At 67.8% G+C, this 21,443-nt stretch carries 23 protein-coding genes; 15 read left to right on the top strand and 8 right to left on the bottom strand.

Going from position 1 to position 21,443, the window contains the following annotated elements; genetic code table 11:
- Window positions 1–4 precede the first annotated feature (4 nt).
- Together LRP66_RS04570 and LRP66_RS04565 are read right to left on the bottom strand one after the other, a co-directional pair.
- Window positions 5–1,090, bottom strand: coding sequence for an NAD(P)/FAD-dependent oxidoreductase (locus LRP66_RS04570; RefSeq protein WP_230481324.1), 1,086 nt, complete (start codon window positions 1,088–1,090; stop codon window positions 5–7).
- Complete coding sequence (locus LRP66_RS04565; protein WP_230481323.1) at window positions 1,087–2,022, bottom strand: alpha/beta fold hydrolase; 936 nt, start codon at window positions 2,020–2,022, stop codon at window positions 1,087–1,089. The genes LRP66_RS04570 and LRP66_RS04565 overlap by 4 nt, the downstream gene beginning before the upstream one ends.
- A gap of 50 nt (window positions 2,023–2,072) precedes the next feature.
- Here LRP66_RS04565 and LRP66_RS04560 point away from each other — a divergent pair, with 50 nt between their 5' ends.
- From LRP66_RS04560 to LRP66_RS04525, 8 genes are read left to right on the top strand one after another with little or no spacing between them, the layout of a single operon-like run.
- Complete coding sequence (locus LRP66_RS04560; protein ID WP_230481322.1) at window positions 2,073–2,567, top strand: A24 family peptidase; 495 nt, start codon at window positions 2,073–2,075, stop codon at window positions 2,565–2,567.
- A 52-nt stretch (window positions 2,568–2,619) separates the two neighbouring features.
- On the top strand, window positions 2,620–3,630 hold the full coding sequence (cpaB, locus tag LRP66_RS04555) for a Flp pilus assembly protein CpaB (protein ID WP_230481321.1): 1,011 nt from the start codon (window positions 2,620–2,622) through the stop codon (window positions 3,628–3,630).
- Window position 3,631: 1 nt separating this feature from the next.
- On the top strand, window positions 3,632–5,167 hold the full coding sequence (locus LRP66_RS04550) for a type II and III secretion system protein family protein (RefSeq protein ID WP_230481320.1): 1,536 nt from the start codon (window positions 3,632–3,634) through the stop codon (window positions 5,165–5,167).
- A 26-nt stretch (window positions 5,168–5,193) separates the two neighbouring features.
- A complete protein-coding gene (locus LRP66_RS04545) occupies window positions 5,194–5,883 on the top strand; it encodes a CpaD family pilus assembly protein (RefSeq protein ID WP_230481319.1) in 690 nt (229 codons plus the stop codon).
- Complete coding sequence (locus LRP66_RS04540; RefSeq protein ID WP_230481318.1) at window positions 5,880–7,142, top strand: AAA family ATPase; 1,263 nt, start codon at window positions 5,880–5,882, stop codon at window positions 7,140–7,142. Before LRP66_RS04545 ends, LRP66_RS04540 begins: the two co-directional genes overlap by 4 nt.
- Window positions 7,143–7,146: 4 nt before the next feature.
- Window positions 7,147–8,130: a type II secretion system F family protein gene (locus LRP66_RS04535; RefSeq protein ID WP_230481317.1), complete on the top strand. Its 984-nt coding sequence runs from the start codon at window positions 7,147–7,149 to the stop codon at window positions 8,128–8,130.
- A complete protein-coding gene (locus tag LRP66_RS04530) occupies window positions 8,131–9,123 on the top strand; it encodes a type II secretion system F family protein (RefSeq protein WP_230481316.1) in 993 nt (330 codons plus the stop codon).
- Window positions 9,124–9,179: 56 nt separating this feature from the next.
- Complete coding sequence (locus LRP66_RS04525) at window positions 9,180–9,554, top strand: hypothetical protein (protein ID WP_230481315.1); 375 nt, start codon at window positions 9,180–9,182, stop codon at window positions 9,552–9,554.
- A gap of 221 nt (window positions 9,555–9,775) precedes the next feature.
- Here LRP66_RS04525 and ppdK read toward each other — a convergent pair whose 3' ends face one another.
- From ppdK to LRP66_RS04510, 3 genes are all read right to left on the bottom strand, one after another.
- A complete protein-coding gene (gene ppdK, locus LRP66_RS04520) occupies window positions 9,776–12,436 on the bottom strand; it encodes a pyruvate, phosphate dikinase (protein WP_230481314.1) in 2,661 nt (886 codons plus the stop codon).
- Between the two features lie 126 nt (window positions 12,437–12,562).
- The gene (gene glyS, locus LRP66_RS04515; protein WP_230481313.1) at window positions 12,563–14,725 is read right to left on the bottom strand and encodes a glycine--tRNA ligase subunit beta; all 2,163 of its coding nucleotides are present in this window, start codon (window positions 14,723–14,725) and stop codon (window positions 12,563–12,565) included.
- 172 nt (window positions 14,726–14,897) lie between these two features.
- Window positions 14,898–15,785, bottom strand: a complete 888-nt coding sequence (locus LRP66_RS04510; protein WP_230481312.1) for a glycine--tRNA ligase subunit alpha — start codon at window positions 15,783–15,785, stop codon at window positions 14,898–14,900.
- A 199-nt stretch (window positions 15,786–15,984) separates the two neighbouring features.
- On the opposite strand from LRP66_RS04510, the gene LRP66_RS04505 reads away from it, so the two are divergent.
- The 5 genes from LRP66_RS04505 to LRP66_RS04485 are packed head-to-tail and all read left to right on the top strand — an operon-like array spanning window position 15,985 to window position 18,168.
- The gene (locus tag LRP66_RS04505; RefSeq protein WP_230481311.1) at window positions 15,985–16,188 is read left to right on the top strand and encodes a helix-turn-helix transcriptional regulator; all 204 of its coding nucleotides are present in this window, start codon (window positions 15,985–15,987) and stop codon (window positions 16,186–16,188) included.
- Window positions 16,166–16,612 (top strand): hypothetical protein, encoded by a 447-nt coding sequence (locus tag LRP66_RS04500; RefSeq protein ID WP_230481310.1) that lies wholly within the window; start codon window positions 16,166–16,168, stop codon window positions 16,610–16,612. The genes LRP66_RS04505 and LRP66_RS04500 overlap by 23 nt, the downstream gene beginning before the upstream one ends.
- Window positions 16,609–16,791: a hypothetical protein gene (locus LRP66_RS04495; protein ID WP_230481309.1), complete on the top strand. Its 183-nt coding sequence runs from the start codon at window positions 16,609–16,611 to the stop codon at window positions 16,789–16,791. The genes LRP66_RS04500 and LRP66_RS04495 overlap by 4 nt, the downstream gene beginning before the upstream one ends.
- Entirely contained in the window at window positions 16,788–17,225 is a 438-nt protein-coding gene (locus LRP66_RS04490; protein ID WP_230481308.1) for a hypothetical protein, read from the top strand. The genes LRP66_RS04495 and LRP66_RS04490 overlap by 4 nt, the downstream gene beginning before the upstream one ends.
- A 43-nt stretch (window positions 17,226–17,268) precedes the next feature.
- A complete protein-coding gene (locus tag LRP66_RS04485; protein ID WP_230481307.1) occupies window positions 17,269–18,168 on the top strand; it encodes a TraB/GumN family protein in 900 nt (299 codons plus the stop codon).
- Window positions 18,169–18,218: 50 nt separating this feature from the next.
- On the opposite strand, the gene LRP66_RS04480 is transcribed toward LRP66_RS04485, so the two are convergent.
- Both LRP66_RS04480 and LRP66_RS04475 read right to left on the bottom strand, forming a co-directional pair.
- Window positions 18,219–18,449, bottom strand: coding sequence for a helix-turn-helix domain-containing protein (locus tag LRP66_RS04480; protein ID WP_230481306.1), 231 nt, complete (start codon window positions 18,447–18,449; stop codon window positions 18,219–18,221).
- The gene (locus tag LRP66_RS04475; protein ID WP_230481305.1) at window positions 18,449–19,078 is read right to left on the bottom strand and encodes a hypothetical protein; all 630 of its coding nucleotides are present in this window, start codon (window positions 19,076–19,078) and stop codon (window positions 18,449–18,451) included. Before LRP66_RS04475 ends, LRP66_RS04480 begins: the two co-directional genes overlap by 1 nt.
- A 94-nt stretch (window positions 19,079–19,172) precedes the next feature.
- Between LRP66_RS04475 and LRP66_RS04470 the strand changes: the two genes are divergently transcribed.
- Window positions 19,173–19,739 carry an outer membrane protein gene (locus tag LRP66_RS04470; protein WP_230481304.1) on the top strand — a complete coding sequence of 189 codons (567 nt, stop codon included), beginning with the start codon at window positions 19,173–19,175 and terminating at the stop codon, window positions 19,737–19,739.
- A 124-nt stretch (window positions 19,740–19,863) separates the two neighbouring features.
- Window positions 19,864–20,481 carry a 50S ribosomal protein L25/general stress protein Ctc gene (locus LRP66_RS04465; RefSeq protein WP_230481303.1) on the top strand — a complete coding sequence of 206 codons (618 nt, stop codon included), beginning with the start codon at window positions 19,864–19,866 and terminating at the stop codon, window positions 20,479–20,481.
- A gap of 325 nt (window positions 20,482–20,806) precedes the next feature.
- Here the strand turns inward: LRP66_RS04465 and LRP66_RS04460 are convergent, their stop codons facing one another.
- Entirely contained in the window at window positions 20,807–21,256 is a 450-nt protein-coding gene (locus LRP66_RS04460) for an EF-hand domain-containing protein (protein WP_230481302.1), read from the bottom strand.
- Window positions 21,257–21,443 lie beyond the last annotated feature (187 nt).

Below are 21,443 nucleotides of genomic sequence, written 5' to 3'. Positions count from 1 at the left end.
CCCATCAGGACCGGGCCGGGAAACGCCCCACGTCGTAGCGTCCGGGATCGATCGCCTCGGGAACGCCCCCCTCCCCCAGCAACAGCGCCGCCGCCATCGCCGCCGCCGCAGGAGCGGTCTGGATACCGAAACCGCCCTGCCCCGCGCACCAGAAGAAGCCCGGCACCCTCGGATCGTAGCCATAGACCGGCACACGGTCGGGCGCGAAGCTGCGCAAGCCTGCCCAGCGACGCTCGACCGCGTCGACGCGCCAGTCGACGACCTGCTCCAGCCGGTCGATCGCCACCGCCACGTCCCATTCCTCGGGCGCGATATCGCAAGGAACGCTCGGCGTCTCGTCATGCGGGGTCAGCCACAGCCGTCCCCCCGTCTCCGGCTTGAAATAGAAGCCGCCCGCTATGTCCACGACATGCGGCAGGCGTGCCGGAGCGGGCGGATCGGTGCGCAACTGGACCATGGTGCGGCGATAGGGGGTGATACCGACCGGCGCGACGCAGGCCATTTCGGCGACCCGATCCGCCCAGGCTCCGGCGGCGTTGACCAGCAAGGATGCCGCGACAGGCCCGGCCCGGGTCGCCAGCCGCCATGCGCCGTCGCGTCGCTCGGCCGTCAGCAGTGCGGCGTCGGTCAGCACGACCGCGCCCGCCGCCTTCGCCGCCGCCAGATAATCGGCATGAAGCGCGGCGACGTCGATATAGGCGCAACTCGGCTCCCACACGCCCAGGCACCATTGGGGGCGCAGGTCGGGGACGTGCGTGGCGGGATCAACAGGGGACAGGGCCACGCCGGTCCCTGCGAAATCGGCCAGCAGCCGCTCGATCCGCGCGCCGTCTTCCGCCCGCCCGATATGCAGCGAGCCGAGCGGCGTCAGATAGCCGCCGTCACGAAGCGCCGGGCCAGAGGCGGTGGTCAGCGGCTGTACCGCCGGTCCGCCATAGGTTTCCGACCAGAAAGCCGCCGACCGTCCCGTGGCGTGTCGGCCGGGCATGTCCTCCGCCTCGATCAGCACGACCCGCGCGCGCGACCCGATCGCCGCGGCAAGGCTGGCGCCCGCCATGCCCGCGCCGATGATCGCGATATCGTAGGTCACGCGGCGGCCCGCGCCAGAAAGTCATCGATCGCCGCCAGCGCGCGGAGGCGGACCGGGTCGACCTCGCGCAGCAGCTCGTGCGCCGCCTCCGGCCCGAATCGCTCGACCTGCGCCCCGATCCGCGCGGCGACCCGCAAGGCACAGCGCGGATCGACCAGCCGGTCGGCCTCGGCCACCAGCATCAGCGTCGGCACCGACATACGGTCGAGCCGTGGATCGCGGAGCAGCGCGCGCGTCGACCGCGCCGCCGATCGCAACCAGCCCCAACTCGGCGGCCCGAGCGCCAGATCGGGCGACTGGCCATACCAATAGGCCTCGTCCTCGAACCGTTCGACATCATGGGTCAGGTTGCGCTGGCGGGTGTGGACGCCCGGCTCCTGGCCCGCGCGCCAGATCGATCGCTCGCCCCGACCGAGCAGGTTCATCGCCCCGATGATCCCCGCGCCCAGCAGTGCGCCGGTCGGCAGGCGCAGGCCCAGCATCGGTGCGACCAGGATCAAAGCGTCGGGCGCGACCATGTCCTCGACCACCGCACGCAGCGCAAGATGCCCGCCCATCGAATGGCCGAGCAGGACATGCGGCCGACCGCCCCCGTCCTCGCCGTGCCATTCGTCCCAGAAGGCGCGCAAATCGGCGACCAGAGTCGAAAAGTCGCCGCCATGCCCGACATGGCGGTCGACGAGCAGCCGCCCCGATCCCCCCTGCCCGCGCCAGTCGAAGGCGGTGACGCTCCAGCCGCTGGCGACCAGATGCGCGAAGACCTCCAGATATTTCTCGACGACATCGGCACGTCCGGTCTGGAACAGCAGTCGCCCGACGGGTCGCGCCGCCGCCCAGTCGAATCGGCGATGGTCCCAGCCATCGGGGGCGGTCCACCGCGTCACCCGCGCCTCGGCGGGGAAGGTTCGGCGAAGGGAAAGGCTGTCGATCATCCGCGTCCCGGTTACGGTTTCGAAAGCCCTGCCGTCTAGGGCGTTGTCGCATGGAATGGACCATTGTCCGCATCGCCCTGCTCGTCGCGCTCTTCCTGCTGCTGCTATCGGCGGGGATCGAGGACGCGCGGACCCGCGAGATCGCCGATCGCAAGAACATCGCCATCGCGCTGCTCGCCCCGCTCTGGTGGTGGGCGGCGGGGCTGGCCGTCTGGCCCGACATGGCGTTGATGCTGGGCGTCGCGATCGCCGTGTTCTTCCTGTTCGCGCAGGCGTTTCGCATCGGGATGATGGGCGGCGGCGACGTGAAGATGATCGCGGCGATCGCGCTGTGGCTGCCCTTGCCGTCGCTGTTCCGGATGCTGCTGACCATGTCGATCGCGGGCGGGGCGATCACGCTGCTGATGCTCGTCGATCATCGCCTGCGTCGCGCCGGGGGGCCCGAGGAAGCGGCCGCGATCGAAGTACCTTACGGCGTCGCCATCGCCATCGCCACGCTGCTGATCCTGCGGGAACCGATATTTAACCCCTTCCAGCATACTTAACCACGGATACAGGCCGGGCAATGGGCCCGGCGCCGAGGCCGAAGAACGCAGGATGGACAGTCGTAAAGTCTTGTTGCTGGTGGGGGCTCTGCTGATCGCAGGGATGACCGCCCTATTCGCCCGGACGATCACGTCCGGCAACAGCGGGCCGCCAGCGCAGGCCGCCGTCATCATGACCCCCGTCAAGTCCGACACCGAGGTGCTGGTGGCCACCCGCACCCTGCCGGTCGGCACCATCATCGATGCGACGGCGCTGAAATTCCAGCCCTGGCCCAAGGACATGGTCGCCGGTGCCTATTATGTGAAGGGTCAGGCCGACCTCACCAAGCTGCAAGGCACGGTGTTGCGCTATGCGATCACCGCCGGTCAGCCGCTGACCCAGGGCGCGGTGGTGAGTCCGGGCGACCGTGGCTTCCTGGCCGCGGCGCTGACCCCCGGAATGCGCGCGGTGACCGTTCCCGTCTCGGTACAGACGGCGGTGGCGGGCTTCGTATTTCCGGGCGACCGGATCGACGTGGTCCTGACCCAGGATGTCGCGGGCGGCGGCGACGGACCGCCGTTGAAGGTGTCGGAAACGATCATGCGCAACGTCCGGGTGCTGGCGACCGACCAGCGCACCGATGGCCAGGCCGCCGCCGACGGCAAGACTCCCGTCCATACCTTCACCACCGTCACCGTCGAGGCAACACCGAAAATGGCCGAGCAGCTCGCCGTGGCGCAGACGGTCGGCACCCTGTCCCTGTCGCTGCGGTCGCTCGCCGAGCGGCCGGACGCGGCGGATGGCGAGCCGGGCGCGATCTCCCAGCCGATGATCGACCGTGCCTCCTATGTCACCGGCGGCGACGTTTCCCGCTATCAGCGACGGACCGTGCCGGGGCGTCAGTCGACCCCCGGTGCCGATCAGGGCGCCATGCCCGGCGCACCGGGCGGCATGACCGTCCCCGGCGTCGCGGCGACCGGCATGGGCCAGCCGGTCCTCGCCCAGGGGCCCGCGGTCCGGATCATGCGCGGCAGCGGCGGCGGGGGCGCGGCTGGCGCTGCGCCCAGTGCGGAGAAGAACTGACATGGCGACGCGCTTCACCCTCTCGCGCACGATGCGGGATTCGGCCTTCGCGCTGGTCCTCGCGCCGCTGCTGCTCGCGCCGACTCCGGCCCGTGCCGCCGGCGATCCGGGCGACTCGACGGTCGCCAGCGATGGATCGGGCGCGCTGGAGCTCAATACCGGCCGCGCCCGGCTGATCACGCTCAGCCGCCCGATGACCGATCTGTTCGTCGCCGACGACAGCATCGCCGACGTGCAGGTCCGCTCGCCGACGCAGCTTTACATCTACGGCAAGAAGCCCGGCGAGACGACAATCTCCGCCACCGGGCGGGGCGGCGGCGTCGTCTATACGACGACCGTTCGGGTCGGCAACAATATCGGCTCGATCGGGCGGATGCTGAAGCTCGCCATGCCCGAGGCGACGATCACCGCCACGCCGATGAACGGGCTGATCCTGCTGACCGGCACCGTCGCCGCACCCGACGACGCGGCGGAGGCCGAGCGGCTGGTCCAGGCCTATGTCGGCAAGGACACCAAGATCATCAGCCGGTTGAAGACGGCGACGCCGCTTCAGGTGAATTTGCAGGTCCGCATCGCAGAGGTGAACCGCAACTTCGTCAAGACGATCGGCGTCAACCTCCTCAACCGCGACAATAGCGGCGGGTTCACCTTCGGCCTCGCATCGGGCCGTACGCCCGGCACCATCACCACCGTGCCGGATGCGGCGGGCAATCCGGTCACCAACTATGGCTTCGTCGCCGGATCGCAGCGGACCACGCTGGGCCTGGCGGGCCGGGTGCTGGGCATGGACCTGCTCGGCGCGATCGATCTGGGCGAGACGCTGGGGCAGGTTTCGACGCTGGCCAATCCCAATCTGACCGCCTTGTCGGGCGAAACCGCGACCTTCCTGGCGGGCGGCGAAATTCCCATTCCGCTCTCCACCGGATTCGGCGCGGTCTCGGTCGAATACAAGCAATATGGCGTCAGCCTGTCCTACACCCCGACCGTCCTCGCCGATGGCCGCATCTCGCTGCGCGTCCGGCCGGAGGTGTCGCAGATCACCTCCGTCGGCGCCGTGACGGTCGGCGGCACGTCGATCCCCGCGCTCACCACCCGGCGTGCCGAAACCACGCTGGAGCTGGGTTCGGGCCAGAGCATGATGATCGGCGGCCTGCTGTCCAACTCGCGCGACAATTCGATCGAGAAGACGCCCTGGCTCGGCGACCTGCCGCTGATCGGGTCGCTGTTCCGGTCCAACGCGTTCAAGCGGAACGAGACCGAGCTGGTGATCATCATCACCCCCTATCTGGTCAAGCCGGTCAATTCCCCGTCGCAGATCGCCTTGCCGATCGATGGCCAGCGCGCGCCCAACGATGCCGAGCGTGTCCTGCTGGGCCAGGTGGGGGCCGCGACCAACCAGCCGCGCCCGGTGCCCAGCATGGCGCCGCCCGTTCAGGGCAACCCGGCGGCCGCCCCCTCGGCGACGCCCTCCCCCGTGCCCGCGCGATCGCCCGTCCCGGCGCGCAAGGGCACGCCCACGCCCGGTTTCTCCGAATGACCGCCCGTCCAAGGAATTCCCGCCCCATGCGCCGCTCCCGCCTGTCCCTGATCCCTTTCGGCCTCGCGCTGATGACCGGCGGGTGCATGGGCACCGGTCAGCCGCAACTGGAGAGCAGCCACCAGCCGGTGGTCACGCCGACCGAATATGCGCTCGACCTCGCCGTGTCGGGCGGCCGTCTTGCCGCCGACGAAGACCGGCGGCTCGATGGCTGGGCCCGCAACCTGCGGCTCGGCTATGGCGACCGGGTCGCGATCGAGGATCCGGCGGGTGATGCGCCCGGCGCCTGGCGCGACGTGGCGGCGGTGATGGAGCGATACGGCCTGCTGATCGGCCAGCCCGCCGACATCGCGCGCGCGCCGCTGGCGCCGTCGACCGTCCGCGTCGTCGTGACCCGGTTGCGGGCGTCGGTTCCCGGATGCCCCGACGCAAGCAGCGACGCCGCCCCCGCCGATTGGTCGGGGCAGAGTTCGTCCAACTATGGCTGCGCGGTCAATCGCAACCTGGCCGCTATGGTCGCCAACCCGAACGATCTCGTCCACGGCGTCGATGGTCCCGCGACCGCCGATCCGGCGATCGGAAGCCGGGCGGTCAACGCGCTGCGCGCGGCGGCGCCGACCGGCAATGGCGGCACCGCGCTGCGCAATCCCAACGCCGCGGGCGGCGGAGGCGCGCCCGGTGGCGGCCTGGGCGGCAGCAGCGGGGTGACGCAGTGAACGCCCCCTGGACGCCCCATGTGATGACCCAGCGCGACCCCATCCAGGCCTATGTCTGCGACGACTGGACCGCCGAGGCGATCCGTCCGATCATCGTCGAGCAGGGATGGTCGCCCGACCGCGTGGTGAAGGGCGGGCTTCGCGGCGCGATCCAGACGCTGTCGGTCAGCGCGAGCCCGCAGATCCTGCTTGTCGACCTCAGCGACACGCCCGATCCCGGCACCGAGATCAACAATCTGGCCGAGGTGTGCGAGCCGGGCACGGTCGTCATCGCGGTCGGCCAGGTCAACGACGTCCGGCTGTATCGCACGCTGATCGCCAGCGGGCTGCACGATTATCTGCTCAAGCCGATCAACGCCGATGCCATGCGCGACGCGATCGCCCAGGCACGCACGATCCTGCATTCCCCCCGCACGGTCGAGGCCACCCCCGAAAAGGCACCGTGCAGCGTCGCCGTGGTCGGCGTGCGCGGCGGCGTCGGCGCATCGACCGTGGCGACCTCGCTCGGCTGGCTGATGGCGGAGCGGCTCGACCGGACGACGGCGATCCTCGACCTAGACGTCCATTTCGGCACCGCCGCGCTCGCACTCGACCTGGAGCCGGGACGCGGGCTGGTCGACGCGATCGACAATCCGGGGCGTATCGACGGGTTGTTCCTCGAACGCGCGATGGTCAAGGCGACGCCCAAGCTCGCCATCCTGTCGGCCGAGGCGCCGATCAGCGCACCGATCGTCAATGACGGCCTCGCCTTCGCGCAATTGCAGGACGAGATGCGGCTCAATTTCGAGACGACGATCGTCGACCTGCCACGCAACCTGCTGATCCAGCAGCCGATGCTGGTCGCCAATGCGCAGAATCTGGTGCTCGTCACCGAATGCACCCTGGCCGCCGCGCGCGATACGATCCGGATCCTGTCGTGGCTGAAGACCCATGCGCCGCAGACATCGGTCCTCACCGTCGCCAACCGCGTCCTGCCGAGCGGCCAGAGCGAGATCGCGCAAAGCGACTTCGAGGGAACGATCGAACGCCCGCTCGACGTGCTGGTCCCCTATGACCAGAAGCTGGTGATGCAGGCCGCCAAGCTGGGCAAGCCGATCGCCGAGCTCGGCCGCACCTCGCGCACCATCGCGCCGCTGGTCGAACTGTCGCAGCGTATCTGCGCATCGTCGGAGGGCGACCTGCTCATGCCGAGCCGTCGGGGTCTGCTCGACCGCTTCGACCTGAAGGCGCTGCTCGCCAAGCGGACGCGGACGAACTGACGCCATGGGCATGACGGCGACCCTGATACTGGCCATGGGCGTCTTCCTGACGCTCGTCCTGGGGATGGCGGCCTTTTCGTCGCCCGCCACGTCGCGCGGCCAGGCCCGGCGGCTGTCGGGCCTCAGGAACCGCGTCGCGCTCGATCTCGATCGCCCGGCCCAGGCGTCGGCGACCACGTCTCGCGGCATCGCGCTGGCGGCCGATACCCGGATGGACAAGGCGTTCGCGCGACTGCTCCCCAATCCGGCGCAGCTCGGCAAGCGGCTCGACCGTACGGGACGCGACTGGACGGTCGGGCAATATGGGATGGCCAGCGCGGGGCTCGCCCTGGCCAGCACGCTGGTGCTGACGATGCTCGGCCTGTCGCTGATCCTGGCGCTGATCGTCGCTTTGGTGCTGGGGCTGTGGATCCCGCACATGGTCGTCAACCGGCTGATCACCCGCCGGGTCAACCGGTTCGTGGCACGCTTTCCCGACGCGATCGAGCTTCTGGTGCGCGGCCTCCGCTCGGGCCTGCCGATCGGCGAGACGATGACGGTCGTCGCGAACGAGGTCCCCGGCCCGGTCGGCGAGGAGTTCCGCGCCGTATCCGACCGGATGCGGATCGGCCGGACGATGGACGCCGCGTTACAGGATACCGCCGACCGGCTGGCCATTCCCGAATTCCAGTTCTTCGTCATCGCCATCGCCATCCAGCGCGAGACGGGCGGCAATCTGGCCGAGACCCTGTCCAACCTGGCCGACGTGCTGCGCAAGCGCGCGCAGATGAAGCTCAAGATCCGGGCGATGGCGTCCGAGCCCAAGGCATCCGCCTATATCGTCGGCTCGCTGCCCTTCTTCGTGTTCGGCATCATCTGGATGATCAACAAGCCCTATATGGCGAAGTTCTTTACCGATCCGCGCCTGATCCTGATCGGGCTGGGCGCCTTCGTCTGGCTCGGCCTGGGCGCGTTCATCATGTCCCGCATGATCAGTTTCGAGATCTGAATGACCGGTCCCGCCCCCACGATCCTCGGCCTCGATTCCGGCTCCGTCGCCGCACTGCTCTGGGGCGTGTGCGTCTTCGCCCTGATGGTCGTCGGCTATCTGCTGGTCGGCAGCCGCGATCCGATGACGCGGCGGGTGCGCGCGCTGAACGAGCGGCGCGAGGAACTCAAGGCCGGGATCACCCCGCCCGCCAAGCGACGCCAGCAATGGGTCGATCGCACCGACACGCTGGAACGGATGCGCTCGGTCCTCAGCACCTTCAAGATGCTGCAGGACGAACAGGTCAAGGCGGTCCAGATCAAGCTGATGCAGGCGGGCATAAGGTCCAAGGAGATGGCCGTCGCGGTGATCTTCGGCCGGCTGGCGCTTCCCATCGTGCTGGGCGGCGGCATGGCGCTGTGGGTCTATGGCACCGACGGCTTTGCCGACTGGAGCTGGTTCAGCTGCTACCTCCTCGTCGCGGGCACGCTGGTGCTGTCGTACAAGGCGCCCGACATCGCGCTGACCAACCAGATCAACAAGCGGACCGCCGCGATCCGCAAGGGCCTGCCAGACGCGCTCGACCTGATGGTCATCTGCGCCGAGGCGGGGCTGACCGTCGACGCCGCCTTCGCCCGCGTGGCACGCGAACTGCGCCGCGCCTATCCCGAGCTGGGGGACGAATTCCAGCTTACCTCGGTCGAGCTGGGCTTCCTGACCGATCGGCGCCAGGCGCTGGAAAACCTTTCCGTCCGGGTGAATCTGGAGGCGCTGCGCAGCGTGGTCACAACGATGATCCAGACCGAGAAATACGGCACGCCGCTCGCCAGCGCGCTGCGCGTCCTGTCCGCCGAATTCCGCAACGAGCGTATGATGCGCGCCGAGGAAAAGGCCGCGCGGCTGCCCGCGATCATGACGGTGCCGCTGATCCTGTTCATCCTGCCGACGCTGTTCGTCGTCATCCTCGGCCCCGCCGCCTGCTCGATCAAGGATACGCTCACCTTCGGCCAGTAGCGCAACCCGTTACGCCGCCAGTCGTTGACCGGTCGTAACAGACAGGGATCGACGCGATGTTGTTCACTTCGACGACGCAATTCGCCGTGCTGGGGCTGGTCCTCATCGCCGGGTGGCTTTTCGGGCTGGCAAGCCATCCGGGCGGTGGCAAGTGGCGCAACCGCTACGCCACCGAGCGCGACGCCCATGCCGCACAGGTCAAGGACACCGAGGCCAAGCTGTCCGCCGCGCAGGCGCGCATCACCGAGCTGGAACGCGAAAACCACCGGCTGGCCAGCGCGCAGCCGGTCGCGGCCGCGCCGGTGGTGGATCGGGTCGCGCCCGCAACCGCCTATCGTCCCGTGGCGGCGAGTGCCGCACGTCCGGCCTATCCGGTGGGTGAGCGTCGTGGGTGGTTCGATTTCGGCAACCGGGTGACGACGCACGGGTGATTTCTGGATGGGGTGGTGGGCTCGGTGAGACACCTTGCCCTCCCCCAGCCCCTCCCGCCTGCGGGAGGGGAGAGGCCTGGGGCCGGATTCCTACGCTGACCGCAAACGGCGCGGCCTGTTGCTGCACGAAACCTCCGCACCAGGCACGCCCCTCCCGCAAGCGGGAGGGGATGGGGGAGGGAAAGCCACAGGCGACACCGGCCATGGCTCACCCCCAGGCGTTACCGCGCCTTCAAAGCCGCCTGCGCCGCCGCGAGCCGCGCGATCGGCACGCGGTACGGACTGGCCGAGACATAATCGAGCCCGACCTGCTCGCAAAAGGCGATCGAAGCCGGGTCGCCGCCATGCTCGCCGCAAATGCCCAGCTTGATCCCGGGCCGCGTCGCGCGACCCCGTTCGGCGGCCAGGCTGACCAGTTCGCCGACACCGTCCACGTCCAGGCTGACGAACGGATCCTTGGCGTAGATGCCCTTCTCCACATAGGCGCCGAGGAACCGCGCCGCATCGTCGCGGCTGACGCCCAGGGTGGTCTGGGTCAGGTCGTTGGTGCCGAAGGAGAAGAACTCGCCCACCTCGGCGATCTCGCCCGCCTTCAGCGCGGCGCGCGGCAGCTCGATCATCGTACCGACCAGATAGTCGACCGTCCTGCCGCGCTCGGCGAAGACCGCCTGCGCGGCCTTGTCGACCACCGTCTTCATCAGCTCCAGCTCGCGCCGCGTGGCGACCAGCGGGATCATGACCTCGGGAATCGGCGCCTCGCCCGACTTCTCGGCGACGTCCAGCGCCGCCTCGAAGATGGCGCGCGCCTGGATCTCGTAGATTTCCGGGTACGTCACGCCCAGGCGGCAGCCACGATGACCGAGCATCGGGTTGAGCTCGTGCAGTTCGTTCGCCCGGCGCTTCAGCGTCTCCACGTCCACGCCCGCCGCGGTGGCGACCTCGGCGAACTCGGCCTCCTGCTGCGGCAGGAATTCGTGCAGCGGCGGGTCGAGCAGGCGTACCGTCACCGGCAGGCCCGCCATCACCTCGAAGATCGCGGTGAAGTCGGCGCGCTGTTCGGGCAGCAGCTTGGCGAGCGCGGCGCGGCGGCCCGCCTCGTCCGACGCGAGGATCATCTGGCGAACCGCCGTGATCCGCGCGGCGTCGAAGAACATATGCTCGGTCCGGCAGAGCCCGACGCCCTCCGCGCCGAACTCGCGCGCGGTGCGGCAGTCGAGCGGGGTTTCGGCGTTCGCCCGGACCTTCAGGCGACGGACCTGATCGGCCCATTCCATCAGCGTGCCGAAATCACCCGCCAGCTCGGGCTGTACGGTCGCGACCGCGCCGACCATCACCTCGCCGGTCGAACCGTCGAGCGTCAGGATATCGCCCTCGCGAACCTCGCGGCTGCCCACGCGGAGCAGCTTGGCCTTGCTGTCGATCGACAGGCTGCCAGCGCCGGAGACGCAAGGCCGCCCCATGCCGCGCGCAACGACCGCCGCATGGCTGGTCATGCCGCCACGCGCGGTCAGGATGCCCTTGGCCGCGTGCATCCCGTGAATGTCCTCCGGCGACGTCTCGACCCGGACGAGGATCACCGCCTCGCCCGCCGCCGCCGCGCGCTCGGCGGCATCGGCGTCGAACACCACCTTGCCCGACGCCGCGCCGGGCGAGGCGGGCAGGCCCTTGGTCAGCACGTCGCGCTTGGCATCGGGGTCGAGCGTCGGGTGCAGAAGCTGGTCGAGTGCCGCCGGATCGACCCGCGCGATCGCTTCCTCGCGGGTGATGAGGCCCTCATTCGCCATATCGACCGCGATCTTGAGCGCCGCCTTGGCGGTGCGCTTGCCCGAGCGGGTCTGGAGCATCCAGAGCTTGGCCTGTTCGACCGTGAACTCGATGTCCTGCATGTCGCGGTAGTGGTTTTCCAGCCGGTCGAAGACGGCGGCCAGCTCGGCATAGACCTCGGGCATCGCCTCTTCCATCGAGGCGGGCTTGGCCCCGGCTTCCTCGCGCGCCGCTCTGGTCAGGTATTGCGGCGTACGGATGCCCGCGACCACGTCCTCGCCCTGCGCGTTGATGAGGAACTCGCCATAATAGGCATGGTTACCGGTCGAGGGATCGCGGGTGAACGCCACGCCCGTCGCCGAGGTGTCGCCCATATTGCCGAAGACCATCGCCTGCACGTTGACGGCGGTGCCCCAGTCGGCGGGAATGTCGTTCAGGCGGCGATAGACCTTGGCGCGCTCCGACTGCCACGAACCGAACACCGCGCCGACCGCGCCCCAGAGCTGGTCCTGCACGTCTTGCGGGAACGGCTTGCCCCATTGCTCCTCGACCAGGCCCTTGTAGACGGTGACCAGCGCCTTCCAGTCGCCGGCCGACATCTCGGTGTCGAGGGTGAAGCCGTTATCCTCCTTGGCGATCTCCAGCGCTTCCTCGAACGCGCCGTGATCCAGCTCGAGGACGACATCGGCATACATCTGGATGAAGCGGCGATAGCTGTCCCAGGCGAAACGCTCGTCGCCCGCCTTCTTCGCCAGCCCCTCGACGGTCGCGTCGTTGAGACCCAGGTTGAGCACCGTATCCATCATGCCCGGCATCGACACCCGCGCGCCCGAGCGGACCGAGACCAGCAGCGGATTTTCCGGATCGCCGAAGCGCTTCTCCGTCACCGTTTCGATATGTGCGATGCCGTCAGCGACCTCGTCGCGCAGATCCTGCGGGAACTGCTCGCCATCCTCGTAATAGCGGGTGCACATCGCGGTCGAGATGGTGAAGCCCGGCGGAACCGGCAGCCCGATCGAGGCCATCTCGGCCAGGTTCGCCCCCTTGCCGCCGAGCAGGTTCTTGTCCCCCTTGCCGCCGTCCGAAACGCCGCCGCCGAAACGGTACACATAGGTCATCGGTTCGATCCTTTACTGGTCGTCACGTCCGACGCCCTGGGGACACAGGCGTCGGGTTTAATAAGGCGGTTTCGCCGGAGAGGAAGACAGGAACGTCAAATTCCGTTTCCCGATCCGGGGCTTAGGTCATCCCTCGATCCTCGAGAAATCGGCCACCGTGTGGACGGCGGCCCGGACGCGGGCGAGCAGCGCAAGGCGCGCGGTCCGCTTGGCCGGATCCGCGTCGTTGACGGTCACATCGTCGAAGAACCGGTCGATCGGCGCACGCAGCGACGCGAGCGCGGCCATCGCGGCCTCGAAATCCTCGGCCTTCACCGCGTCCGCCGCCTTGGGCTCGGCGACGTCGAGCGCGGCGATCAGATCGGCCTCGGCGGCCTCGAGCGTGTAGGTCGGCGCGGTCCAGCCTTGGTAGCCCTCGACGCCTTCCTTCTTCAGGATGTTCGCGGCGCGCTTGTAGCCTGCGAGAAGGTTGGCGCCGTCGTCGGTGGTGACGAAGGCTTGCAGCGCGCGGACGCGGGCGAGCAGGCGGACGAGATCGTCCTCGCCGCCGAGCGCGAACACCGCGTCGATCAGGTCGTGCCGGACGCCCGCTTCGCGTTGCTGGACCTTGAGGCGGTCGATGAGGAACTGCATCACCTCATCGACCTGAGCCGGGTTAGGGCCCTCTATACGCGCCAACATTGCCGCGTTTACCGCCCTGAACAGATGTGCGCGAAGCCCATTACGGCTCAGCAATTCCAGAATCCCCAACCCCGCACGCCGAAGCGCAAAGGGATCTTTCGACCCGGTAGGCTTCAGCCCGACCGAGAAGAACTGTGCCAGCGTATCCAGCTTATCCGCCAGCGCCACGGCCACCGTCACCGGCGCGGTGGGGACATCGTCCCCCTGCCCGACCGGCTTGTAGTGATCACGAACCGCCTCGGCCACGCGCGGGTCTTCGCCCTGCGCGGCGGCATAGTAACCGCCCATCAGGCCCTGCAATTCGGGGAACTCGCCGACCATGCCGGTGACGAGATCGGCCTTCGCCAGGTACGCGGCGCGTTCCGCCAGATCGGCAAGCTCGCCCCCTCCGCTTGGGGGGGGGGATGGGGGGGGGACGTCTCCACGGGCGACGTCGCCTGGGGCACTGCCCTCCCCTGGCCCCTCCCGCCTGCGGGAGGGGAATTCGGTGACGATACCTTCCTCGACCAGCCAGCGGGCAAGCTTGGCCACCCGCTCGACCTTGTCGGCGACGGTGCCGAGCTTTTCGTGGAAGACGATCTTTTCCAGCTTGGGCCGCAGATCGTCGAGCCTGGTCTTCCGGTCGGTCTCGTAGAAGAAACGCGCGTCGGACAGCCGAGCGGCGAGCACCTTGGCATTGCCCTCGACGATCTTCGCGCCGCCGTCGCTCGCCTCGATATTCGCGGTGCAGACGAAGGCGTTCGCCAGCTTGCCGTCGGCGGAACGGCAGACGAAATATTTCTGGTTCACGCGCGCGGTCAGCTGGATGACCTCGGGCGGCACGTCGAGATACGCCGCGTCGAAGCGACCGAGCAGCGGCACCGGCCATTCGGTCAGCCCGGCATTCTCGGCGACCAGCCCCTCGTCCTCGACCAGTTCCAGCCCGGCCTCGGCGGCCAGTGCCGATGCGCGCGCGCGGATGATCGCGGCGCGCTCGTCCTGGTCGACCAGCACCTTGGCGGCGCGCAGTTGCTCGACATAGGTGTCGGCGCCGGTCAGCGCGATCTCGGCGGGCGCGTGGAAGCGGTGGCCGCGCGTGACGTTGCCGCTGGTGATCCCGGCGATTGCGAACGGCACCACCTCGCCACCGAACAGCGCGACGATGGCGTGCAGCGGGCGGACCCAGCGCATCGACTCGGTCGAGGCGGACTCCGCGCCCCAGCGCATCGACTTGGGCCAGGGGAAGGCGCGGACGATGGCGGGGATCGCCTCGGCCAGCACCTCGGCGGTCGCGCGGCCCGGCTTTTCGGTGATCGCGAAGAGCACGCCGTCACGCTCGGTCAGTTGTTCGCGGGTCAGCCCGGTCTTGCGCAGGAAACCCTCCAGCGCCTGCAGCGGGGCCGAGGCGCGCGGACCCTTGACCTCTTCGGACACCGCCTCGGTCGCGGTGGGCAGCCCCTTGGCGATCAGCGCGAGGCGACGCGGCCCCGCATAGGTGACGATCTCACCCGCCGACAGCCCGGTCTTGGCGAGTTCGGCGGCGAACAGCCTGGCGAGGGTCTCTCGCGCGCCCGGCTGCATCCGGGCGGGGATTTCTTCGGAGCGGAGTTCGAGCAGAAAATCGGTCATGGTCACTCTCAATTCCTCCCCATCAACGATGGGGAGGGGGACCGGCCCAAAACTTGGAGGGGCCGGTGGAGGGGGCGGCGGGCACCCGCCGCTGGCGCGGCGGCCCCTCCACCATTGCCGACGCAATGGTCCCCCTCCCCGCGCGTTGCGCCGGGAGGAAGGGGGTGCAGGGTCACGCCGCCCATCCGTTCTTGTCCATCCAGGCGCCGCATGCGCCCTTCGCCAGATCGCGGACGCGGCCCATATAGGCCTGGCGCTCCGCCACCGAGATCACGCCGCGCGCCTGGAGCAGGTTGAAGGTATGGCTGGCCTTGATCGCCTGTTCATAGGCGGGGATGGGCAGCTTCCTCTCAAGGCACCGTTCGCACTCGGCCGCCGCCTTGCGGAACGCGTCGAACAGCATGTCGGTGTCGGCGACCTCGAAGTTCCAAGTCGACATCTGCTTCTCGTTTTCGAGGAACACGTCGCCATAGGACACGCCCTGATCGTTGAAGCGCAGGTCGTAGACGTTGTCGACGTCCTGGATATACATCGCCAGCCGCTCCAGCCCGTAGGTCAGCTCGCCCGCGACCGGCTTCATGTCGTATCCGCCCATCTGCTGGAAATAGGTGAACTGCGTCACCTCCATCCCGTCGCACCAGACTTCCCAGCCCAGTCCCCAGGCGCCCAGCGTCGGGCTTTCCCAGTCATCCTCGACGAAGCGGATGTCGTGCTTGGCCATGTCCACGCCGATCGCCGCCAGGCTGCCCAGATACAGGTCCTGCAGGTCGGCGGGCGAGGGCTTCAGGATCACCTGATACTGGTAATAATGCTGGAGCCGGTTGGGGTTCTCGCCATAGCGGCCGTCGGTCGGGCGGCGGCAGGGCTGGACGAAGGCGGCGTTCCAGCTGTCCGGGCCCAGCGCGCGCAGCGTGGTCGCCGGGTGAAAGGTGCCCGCCCCCATCTCCATGTCATAGGGTTGCAGGATCACGCATCCCCGCTCGCTCCAATAGTCATGGAGGGTGAGGATCATGCGCTGGAAGGACAGTGGTCCTTCCGGGGGTCCGTTCCGGGTCTGCATAATGGGCGCAGGCTTTGGCGGATGCCCCCTTCGCGGTCAAGGCGAGCGCAGCGTCTTCATCGGCTCCAAGTCAGCGACGCATGATATTTTGTCAGGTGTTATTGACATGGTCGCGACTCACTGTCATTTTGTCATGGTCACCTGACATAAGGTCATGGAGTGATGACAAGGGAGGCCAGCCATGCCAGAGGAGGTCGAGATGAGAAATCGCCTCAAGGTGCTGCGCGCCGAACGCAACTGGAGCCAGGCCGAGCTGGCCGGGCGGCTGGACGTGTCGCGACAGGCCGTCAACGCCATCGAGACGGGAAAATACGACCCGTCGCTGCCGCTCGCGTTCCGCATCGGCCGCCTGTTCGAAATGCCGATCGAGGAGATTTTCGATGACGAGCATGACGGTGAGTAAGGGCGCCGGTTGGGGCGAGGCGCGGTTCGCCGAGCGCACGGCGCGAAAGAACCGGCGGCGCGTGGCGCTGGCGGGCGTGACCGCGGCCGTGATGATGGGCCTTCCCTTTATCGACGGTGTCATCGATGGCGTGCGCGGCGGTCAGCGCCATCCGACACCGGACTGGATCGTCGATGCGTCGCTGATCCCGGTCCTGTCGCTGGCGATCATCGTGTCGTGGCGCAACTGGCGCGACGCGGACGAGGTGCAGCGGCTGCTGGCCGTGCAGACCTGGGCGGTGATCGGATTCAGCGGTTTCCTGCTGCAGGCGGCGGTCACGATCGCGGCCAAATATGTCCCGCTGTCCAATCCGGGCTATGTCGCCTGGCTGATCTCGGCGGCGACCGGCCTGGGCTTCTACGTCATCCAGCGGGTGCGCGCATGAGCCGCCGTCTGGTCCATGCGGCGATCGGCGCAGGCATCACCCTGTCGCTGCTCGGCTGGGGCGCCGGGCAGATCGGTCAGGTCGCGCTCCGGGCGATCGATCCCGCCGGCCCCGTCGCAGCGCAGCTGTCCCATGCGCCCCATGTCTCCATCCACCTGTCCATCGAGGTGCGACCATGAGTACCCAGCCGTCCACCAAGGGCCCCAGCGAGCGGGCCAATCATCGACTGCTCGGCGTCTCCGCCGCTGTCGGCGGCGTAATGGGCATGGCCATGTCGCTCATGGCGTTCGGCGCCACGCCGCCAGGGGTGAAACATGGTCCCTTCGACATGTGGACCACGCCGTTGCCGACATGGTTCGCGGTCCTGATGGCGATGATCTGCGGCCTGGTGGTCCCGTTCATCTCGTGGCGCTGGCACCGCGTGGTGGATGAGCATGAAAGCCGCGCCTATCGCGACGGCGCTCTTGCCGCCTTCTATGTCGTCAGCCTGGGCGTACCCGTCTGGTGGTTCCTGTGGCGTGGCGGGCTGGTGCCCCCGGTGCAGTTCGAATGGGTCTATGGCGCGCTGATGCTGAGTTGCGGCATCGTCTGGGCGTGGCGCAAATATCGCTGATCCCCTTGCCTCTCCGCCCTTTTCTTTCCGAAAGCCTGATCCCATGAAGACGATCATGAAAGCCGCCCTCACCTCGCTCGCGCTGATGCTGGCGCTACCGGCCTGCGCGCAGACCAAACCCGCCCAGAATCCGAACGACGCCGATCCCGCGCTGTGGGTGGTCAAGGATGCCGACACCACCATCTATCTGTTCGGCACCATCCATGTCCTGAAGCCGGGCCTGACCTGGTTCGACGAGGCGGTGAAGACCGCGTTCGACAAGTCCGACCAGCTCGTCCTGGAAATGGTCCAGCCGGACCAGGCGACGATGCAGCAGATCGTGTTGAAGAACGGCATCATCACCGCTGGCCCGACACTGACCGAGCAACTGCCCGCCGACAAGCGTGGCGCCTATCTGAAGGCGCTGACCGACGCGGGGCTGCCGCCGCAGGCGTTCGACCGGATGAAGCCGTGGCTGGCGGGCGTCACCCTGTCGATCGCGCCGATCCAGAAGCTGGGTTATGACCCCAAGAACGGACCGGAAACCGTACTCGCCGATGCGGCCAAGGCGGCGGGCAAGCCGGTCGCGGGCCTGGAAACCGCCGAACAGCAGATCGGCTATTTCAACGGGCTGTCGCAAAAGGCGCAGATCGACTTCCTGACCTCGACCGTCGACGACCTGCCCAAGGCGGGCGAGGAAATGGCCGAGATGGTCGACGAATGGGTCAAGGGCGATCCCGACGCGCTGGCCCGCACGATGAACGACAGCCTGAAGGACTCGCCCGAGGTCACCAAGACCCTGCTGACCGACCGCAACGCCCGCTGGGCGACGTGGATCAAGCAGCGGATGGCCAAGCCCGGCACCATCTTCATCGCGGTCGGAGCGGGCCATCTGGCGGGCAACGACAGTGTCCAGGCGCAGCTCGCCAAGCAGGGGATCAAGGCGCAGCGGATCGCCTATTGAATCCGGCGTCCCCCGCGCCGCCATCCCTCAGGATCGGCGGCGCGGATCGCCTATTCCTCCGCCGTCAGATCGTCGTCCGACGGCTCATAGCCCAATATGTCCCCCGGCTCGCATTCCAGATAGCGGCAGATGGCGGCCAGCGTCGAAAAGCGCACGCCCTTCACCTTGCCCGACTTCAGCAGCGACAGGTTCGATTCGGTGATCCCGATCGCCTCGGCCAGGTCCTTCGACTTCACCTTGCGCCGTACCAGCATGAGATCGAGATTGACGGTGACGGGCATCAGACGATCTCGGCCAGGTCGCCCCGCGCGCGCAACCCCGCCGCCAGCGCCCAGATCGCGGCCCAGGCGGCACCGGCGAACAGCAGGTTGTCGATAATTTCGGTAAAGTCGATCGAATGGGAAAATGTCTCGATATCCGCAACCGCCGTTAGATAGACCGCATCACGCAGCACCTGCGCTACGGGTTCGGCGACGGCCATCACGATCCCGGCGGCGGTTGCCCGCTGCAACCATCGTATCCCGCTCCAGTCGCGATGCTCCTGACGGCTGCTAAACCGCCAGAGCGCCATGCCGACGGAAAAGAACAAAATGGCGAAGGGCAAGACGTTGAGCGTCTGGATGCCGAACAACCGCCACCACCAATAGGGGTCCGCCATGGCGGCGGTCATTCGTTCCGGGGCCCGGGGCAAGCTGGCGATGACGTGTCGGACCTCCGGCGACAATTGATCGAGCGGCTGGGGCTTGGGGCGGCATCCGTCATCGCAGTCGATCATGAAGGCCTGCCACTGCGGACCCACCAGCATCGTCGGTAGCGTCGCCGCCCCCGCCCCCGCGATCAGGAAGCACAGCAGCGCGAACACCCGCACCACCCGCGCGCGCCCACGGCTTATGAAATATCTGCCCAGCATCACATTCTTTCTGTTTTACAGAAATTCATAATCATCATACATCAACCTCGATAGGGAATCGATGGGGAGCCCCTATGACCAAAGGACGTTTCCGATGCGCCTCCTGTTTGCCGCCGCCCTGCTGATCTGCCTGCCCGCGACCGCCTTCGCGCAGGACAAGCCCGCCTTTGCTGGCCCTTATGCGGGACCGGAGGCCGGGGTCCTGATCCATGGCTTCCGCCTTGGCGATGACGTCAACAGCCGCAAATATGTGGGGGCGGGGCTGGCCGGGGGTGGCTTTGCCGGTATCATGCTGCCCGTCAGCGACCGCTTGCGCCTGGGGGGCGAAGTGGCGGTCCAAGCCGGGGGCGGCACCGTGCGCAGCCAGGAAATTTTCGCCTTCTACGAACAGAAGGCGCGCTGGGGCTATAGCGTGACCGCGCGGGCGGGCTATGTCCTCGGCGAACGCACCATGGTATTCGCCGAGGCGGGCTATGGCGGCTATCGTTACGACGTCCGGCTGTCGCGAAACGTCATCGACGACGACGGCAACGGTCCCAGCGGGCTGGTCGGCGGAATCGGCATCGAACGGCAGATCGGCCGCAATGTCGGTGTCCGTCTGCGCGCACAGGGCGGAAGCAAGCACGGCCGCATCCTGATCGGCCTGCCCATCCGCTTTTGAGGTGGCGGGGGCGCATGGCTTGTCTTTTGCAGACTTTGCCGCTATGCGCCGCCGCTTCCGGTCATGGTCATCCCTGGAGGCGTGGTCGGGAAAACCATATCCATTTTGTTTCGGAGTAACTGGAATGAGCGACACCCTTACGCTCGCCGCCGAGACGCGCGATCAGGTTGGCAAGGGAGCCTCCCGTTCGCTGCGTCGTGAAGGCCGCGTCCCCGCCGTGATCTATGGCCGTAACCAGGCCGCCGCGTCGATCCATCTCGAAGAGAAGGCCCTCGTCAAGGCTCTGATGACCGGTCACTTCTTCACCTCGGTCATCATGGTGGACGGCCAGCGCACGCTGGCGAAGGACGTCGCGTTCCATCCGGTTTCCGACCGCCCGCTGCATGTCGACTTCCTGCGCATCGGCGAGCATGAGACCGTCACCGTCGCCGTTCCGGTCGTCTTCACCGACGAAGAGGAAAGCCGTGGCATCAAGCAGGGCGGTGTCCTGAACATCACCCGCCACGAGATCGAGATCGTCGTCGACGCCGCTGACATTCCCGCCGAGATCGCCATCTCGCTGAAGGGTCTGGAAGTCGGTGACGCGATCCACATCTCGGACGTGAAGCTGCCCAAGGGCGCCACCCCGGCGATCGACGACCGCGACTTCGCGATCGCGACGATCGTTCCGCCGACGGTTCCGACCGCCGCGGACGAAGCCGCCGACGCCGAGGCCCAGGCCGAAGGTTCGGAAGAGGCCTGATCGGGCCTCGCTCCCTCGCACGAGCGAGCGGACGAAATCAGGGCAGGTGGCGGCAACGCCCCTGCCCTTTTTCGTGCCCTACTGATTCCTCCCGAGCTTGCTTGGCGAGGGGGACCATCGCGCCAGCGTGGGCATGGGAGCGCCGTCGCAGACGGCGGCTGACGCCGCCGCCCCTCCACCACCCGGCTGCGCCGGTCGGTCCCCCGCCCCATCGATGATGGGGAGGATTTAAACGGAAAAGGGCCGCCGTACCCGATGGTACGGCGGCCCCGCTTCTCCCCGCTCGGGGATGCTGTCGGGACGGAGGGATGTCCCGACTAGGCGTTTAGCCCTGGCCCTGGCTCAGAAACCCGGTCAGTTCGGACTTGGACACCGACTTGTTCTTGTCCGTGTCGGCCTGGGCGAAGGCGGTGCCGACCCATTTCTTGGTCGCGGGCGCCTCGGCCTTGGTCGACGGGTCGGTCTGCGACTTCAGCGCGACCATCCACTGCGAGAATTCGGCCTTGCTGAGCTGCCCGTCGCCATTCTTGTCATAGGTCGGGAACTGCGTGTCCACGACTTGGGCGATCTGGCTGCCGGTCGCCTGGACCTGGCCCTGCTCCGGAGTCGCGGCGGCCGGGTCGGTCGCGGGTTGCGCCGCCTGTGCCGGATCCGCTGTGGTTGCGGGCGCAGCCTGTGCCGGGGCGGGTGAGGTTTGGGCAGGCGCCGTCGTGGTCTGCGCAAACACCGGGGCCGACACCATCATGGCACCGGCAAGAAAAGCGTATTTCATCATCTCGTCTCTCCCTTACTCTGGTCGAACGATGACTATGAAGATCGGAAAAGCATCTTCGTTGTTAGAGATACGTTCCCAATCTGCATTTTGCCATATGGGTATGATGCTCCAGGATTTGAAGGCTCGGCTCGTCCCTGCTAACGGCACGACACACCGTGATTCCGAGAGGGAGTGCACGGTGAGCTGT

The sequence above is a fragment of the Sphingomonas sp. Leaf21 genome, from assembly GCF_916858675.1.
In the GTDB taxonomy this organism is placed as follows: domain Bacteria; phylum Pseudomonadota; class Alphaproteobacteria; order Sphingomonadales; family Sphingomonadaceae; genus Sphingomonas.
The sequence above is the reverse complement of the archived record's forward strand: the minus strand, read 5'-3'. Positions and strand labels throughout refer to the sequence as shown.

Coding starts and splice junctions, on each gene's coding strand:
- LRP66_RS04535 (WP_230481317.1), top strand. CDS start 7,147: ATGGGCATGACGGCGACCCTGATACTGGCCATGGGCGTCTTCCTGACG.
- LRP66_RS04550 (WP_230481320.1), top strand. CDS start 3,632: ATGGCGACGCGCTTCACCCTCTCGCGCACGATGCGGGATTCGGCCTTC.
- LRP66_RS04490 (WP_230481308.1), top strand. CDS start 16,788: ATGAGTACCCAGCCGTCCACCAAGGGCCCCAGCGAGCGGGCCAATCAT.
- LRP66_RS04565 (WP_230481323.1), bottom strand. CDS start 2,022: ATGATCGACAGCCTTTCCCTTCGCCGAACCTTCCCCGCCGAGGCGCGG.
- LRP66_RS04465 (WP_230481303.1), top strand. CDS start 19,864: ATGAGCGACACCCTTACGCTCGCCGCCGAGACGCGCGATCAGGTTGGC.
- cpaB (WP_230481321.1), top strand. CDS start 2,620: ATGGACAGTCGTAAAGTCTTGTTGCTGGTGGGGGCTCTGCTGATCGCA.
- LRP66_RS04560 (WP_230481322.1), top strand. CDS start 2,073: ATGGAATGGACCATTGTCCGCATCGCCCTGCTCGTCGCGCTCTTCCTG.
- LRP66_RS04495 (WP_230481309.1), top strand. CDS start 16,609: ATGAGCCGCCGTCTGGTCCATGCGGCGATCGGCGCAGGCATCACCCTG.
- LRP66_RS04525 (WP_230481315.1), top strand. CDS start 9,180: ATGTTGTTCACTTCGACGACGCAATTCGCCGTGCTGGGGCTGGTCCTC.
- LRP66_RS04510 (WP_230481312.1), bottom strand. CDS start 15,785: ATGCAGACCCGGAACGGACCCCCGGAAGGACCACTGTCCTTCCAGCGC.
- LRP66_RS04480 (WP_230481306.1), bottom strand. CDS start 18,449: ATGCCCGTCACCGTCAATCTCGATCTCATGCTGGTACGGCGCAAGGTG.
- LRP66_RS04470 (WP_230481304.1), top strand. CDS start 19,173: ATGCGCCTCCTGTTTGCCGCCGCCCTGCTGATCTGCCTGCCCGCGACC.
- LRP66_RS04545 (WP_230481319.1), top strand. CDS start 5,194: ATGCGCCGCTCCCGCCTGTCCCTGATCCCTTTCGGCCTCGCGCTGATG.
- LRP66_RS04500 (WP_230481310.1), top strand. CDS start 16,166: ATGACGAGCATGACGGTGAGTAAGGGCGCCGGTTGGGGCGAGGCGCGG.
- LRP66_RS04460 (WP_230481302.1), bottom strand. CDS start 21,256: ATGATGAAATACGCTTTTCTTGCCGGTGCCATGATGGTGTCGGCCCCG.
- LRP66_RS04475 (WP_230481305.1), bottom strand. CDS start 19,078: ATGCTGGGCAGATATTTCATAAGCCGTGGGCGCGCGCGGGTGGTGCGG.
- LRP66_RS04505 (WP_230481311.1), top strand. CDS start 15,985: ATGAGAAATCGCCTCAAGGTGCTGCGCGCCGAACGCAACTGGAGCCAG.
- ppdK (WP_230481314.1), bottom strand. CDS start 12,436: ATGACCTATGTGTACCGTTTCGGCGGCGGCGTTTCGGACGGCGGCAAG.
- LRP66_RS04530 (WP_230481316.1), top strand. CDS start 8,131: ATGACCGGTCCCGCCCCCACGATCCTCGGCCTCGATTCCGGCTCCGTC.
- LRP66_RS04485 (WP_230481307.1), top strand. CDS start 17,269: ATGAAGACGATCATGAAAGCCGCCCTCACCTCGCTCGCGCTGATGCTG.
- glyS (WP_230481313.1), bottom strand. CDS start 14,725: ATGACCGATTTTCTGCTCGAACTCCGCTCCGAAGAAATCCCCGCCCGG.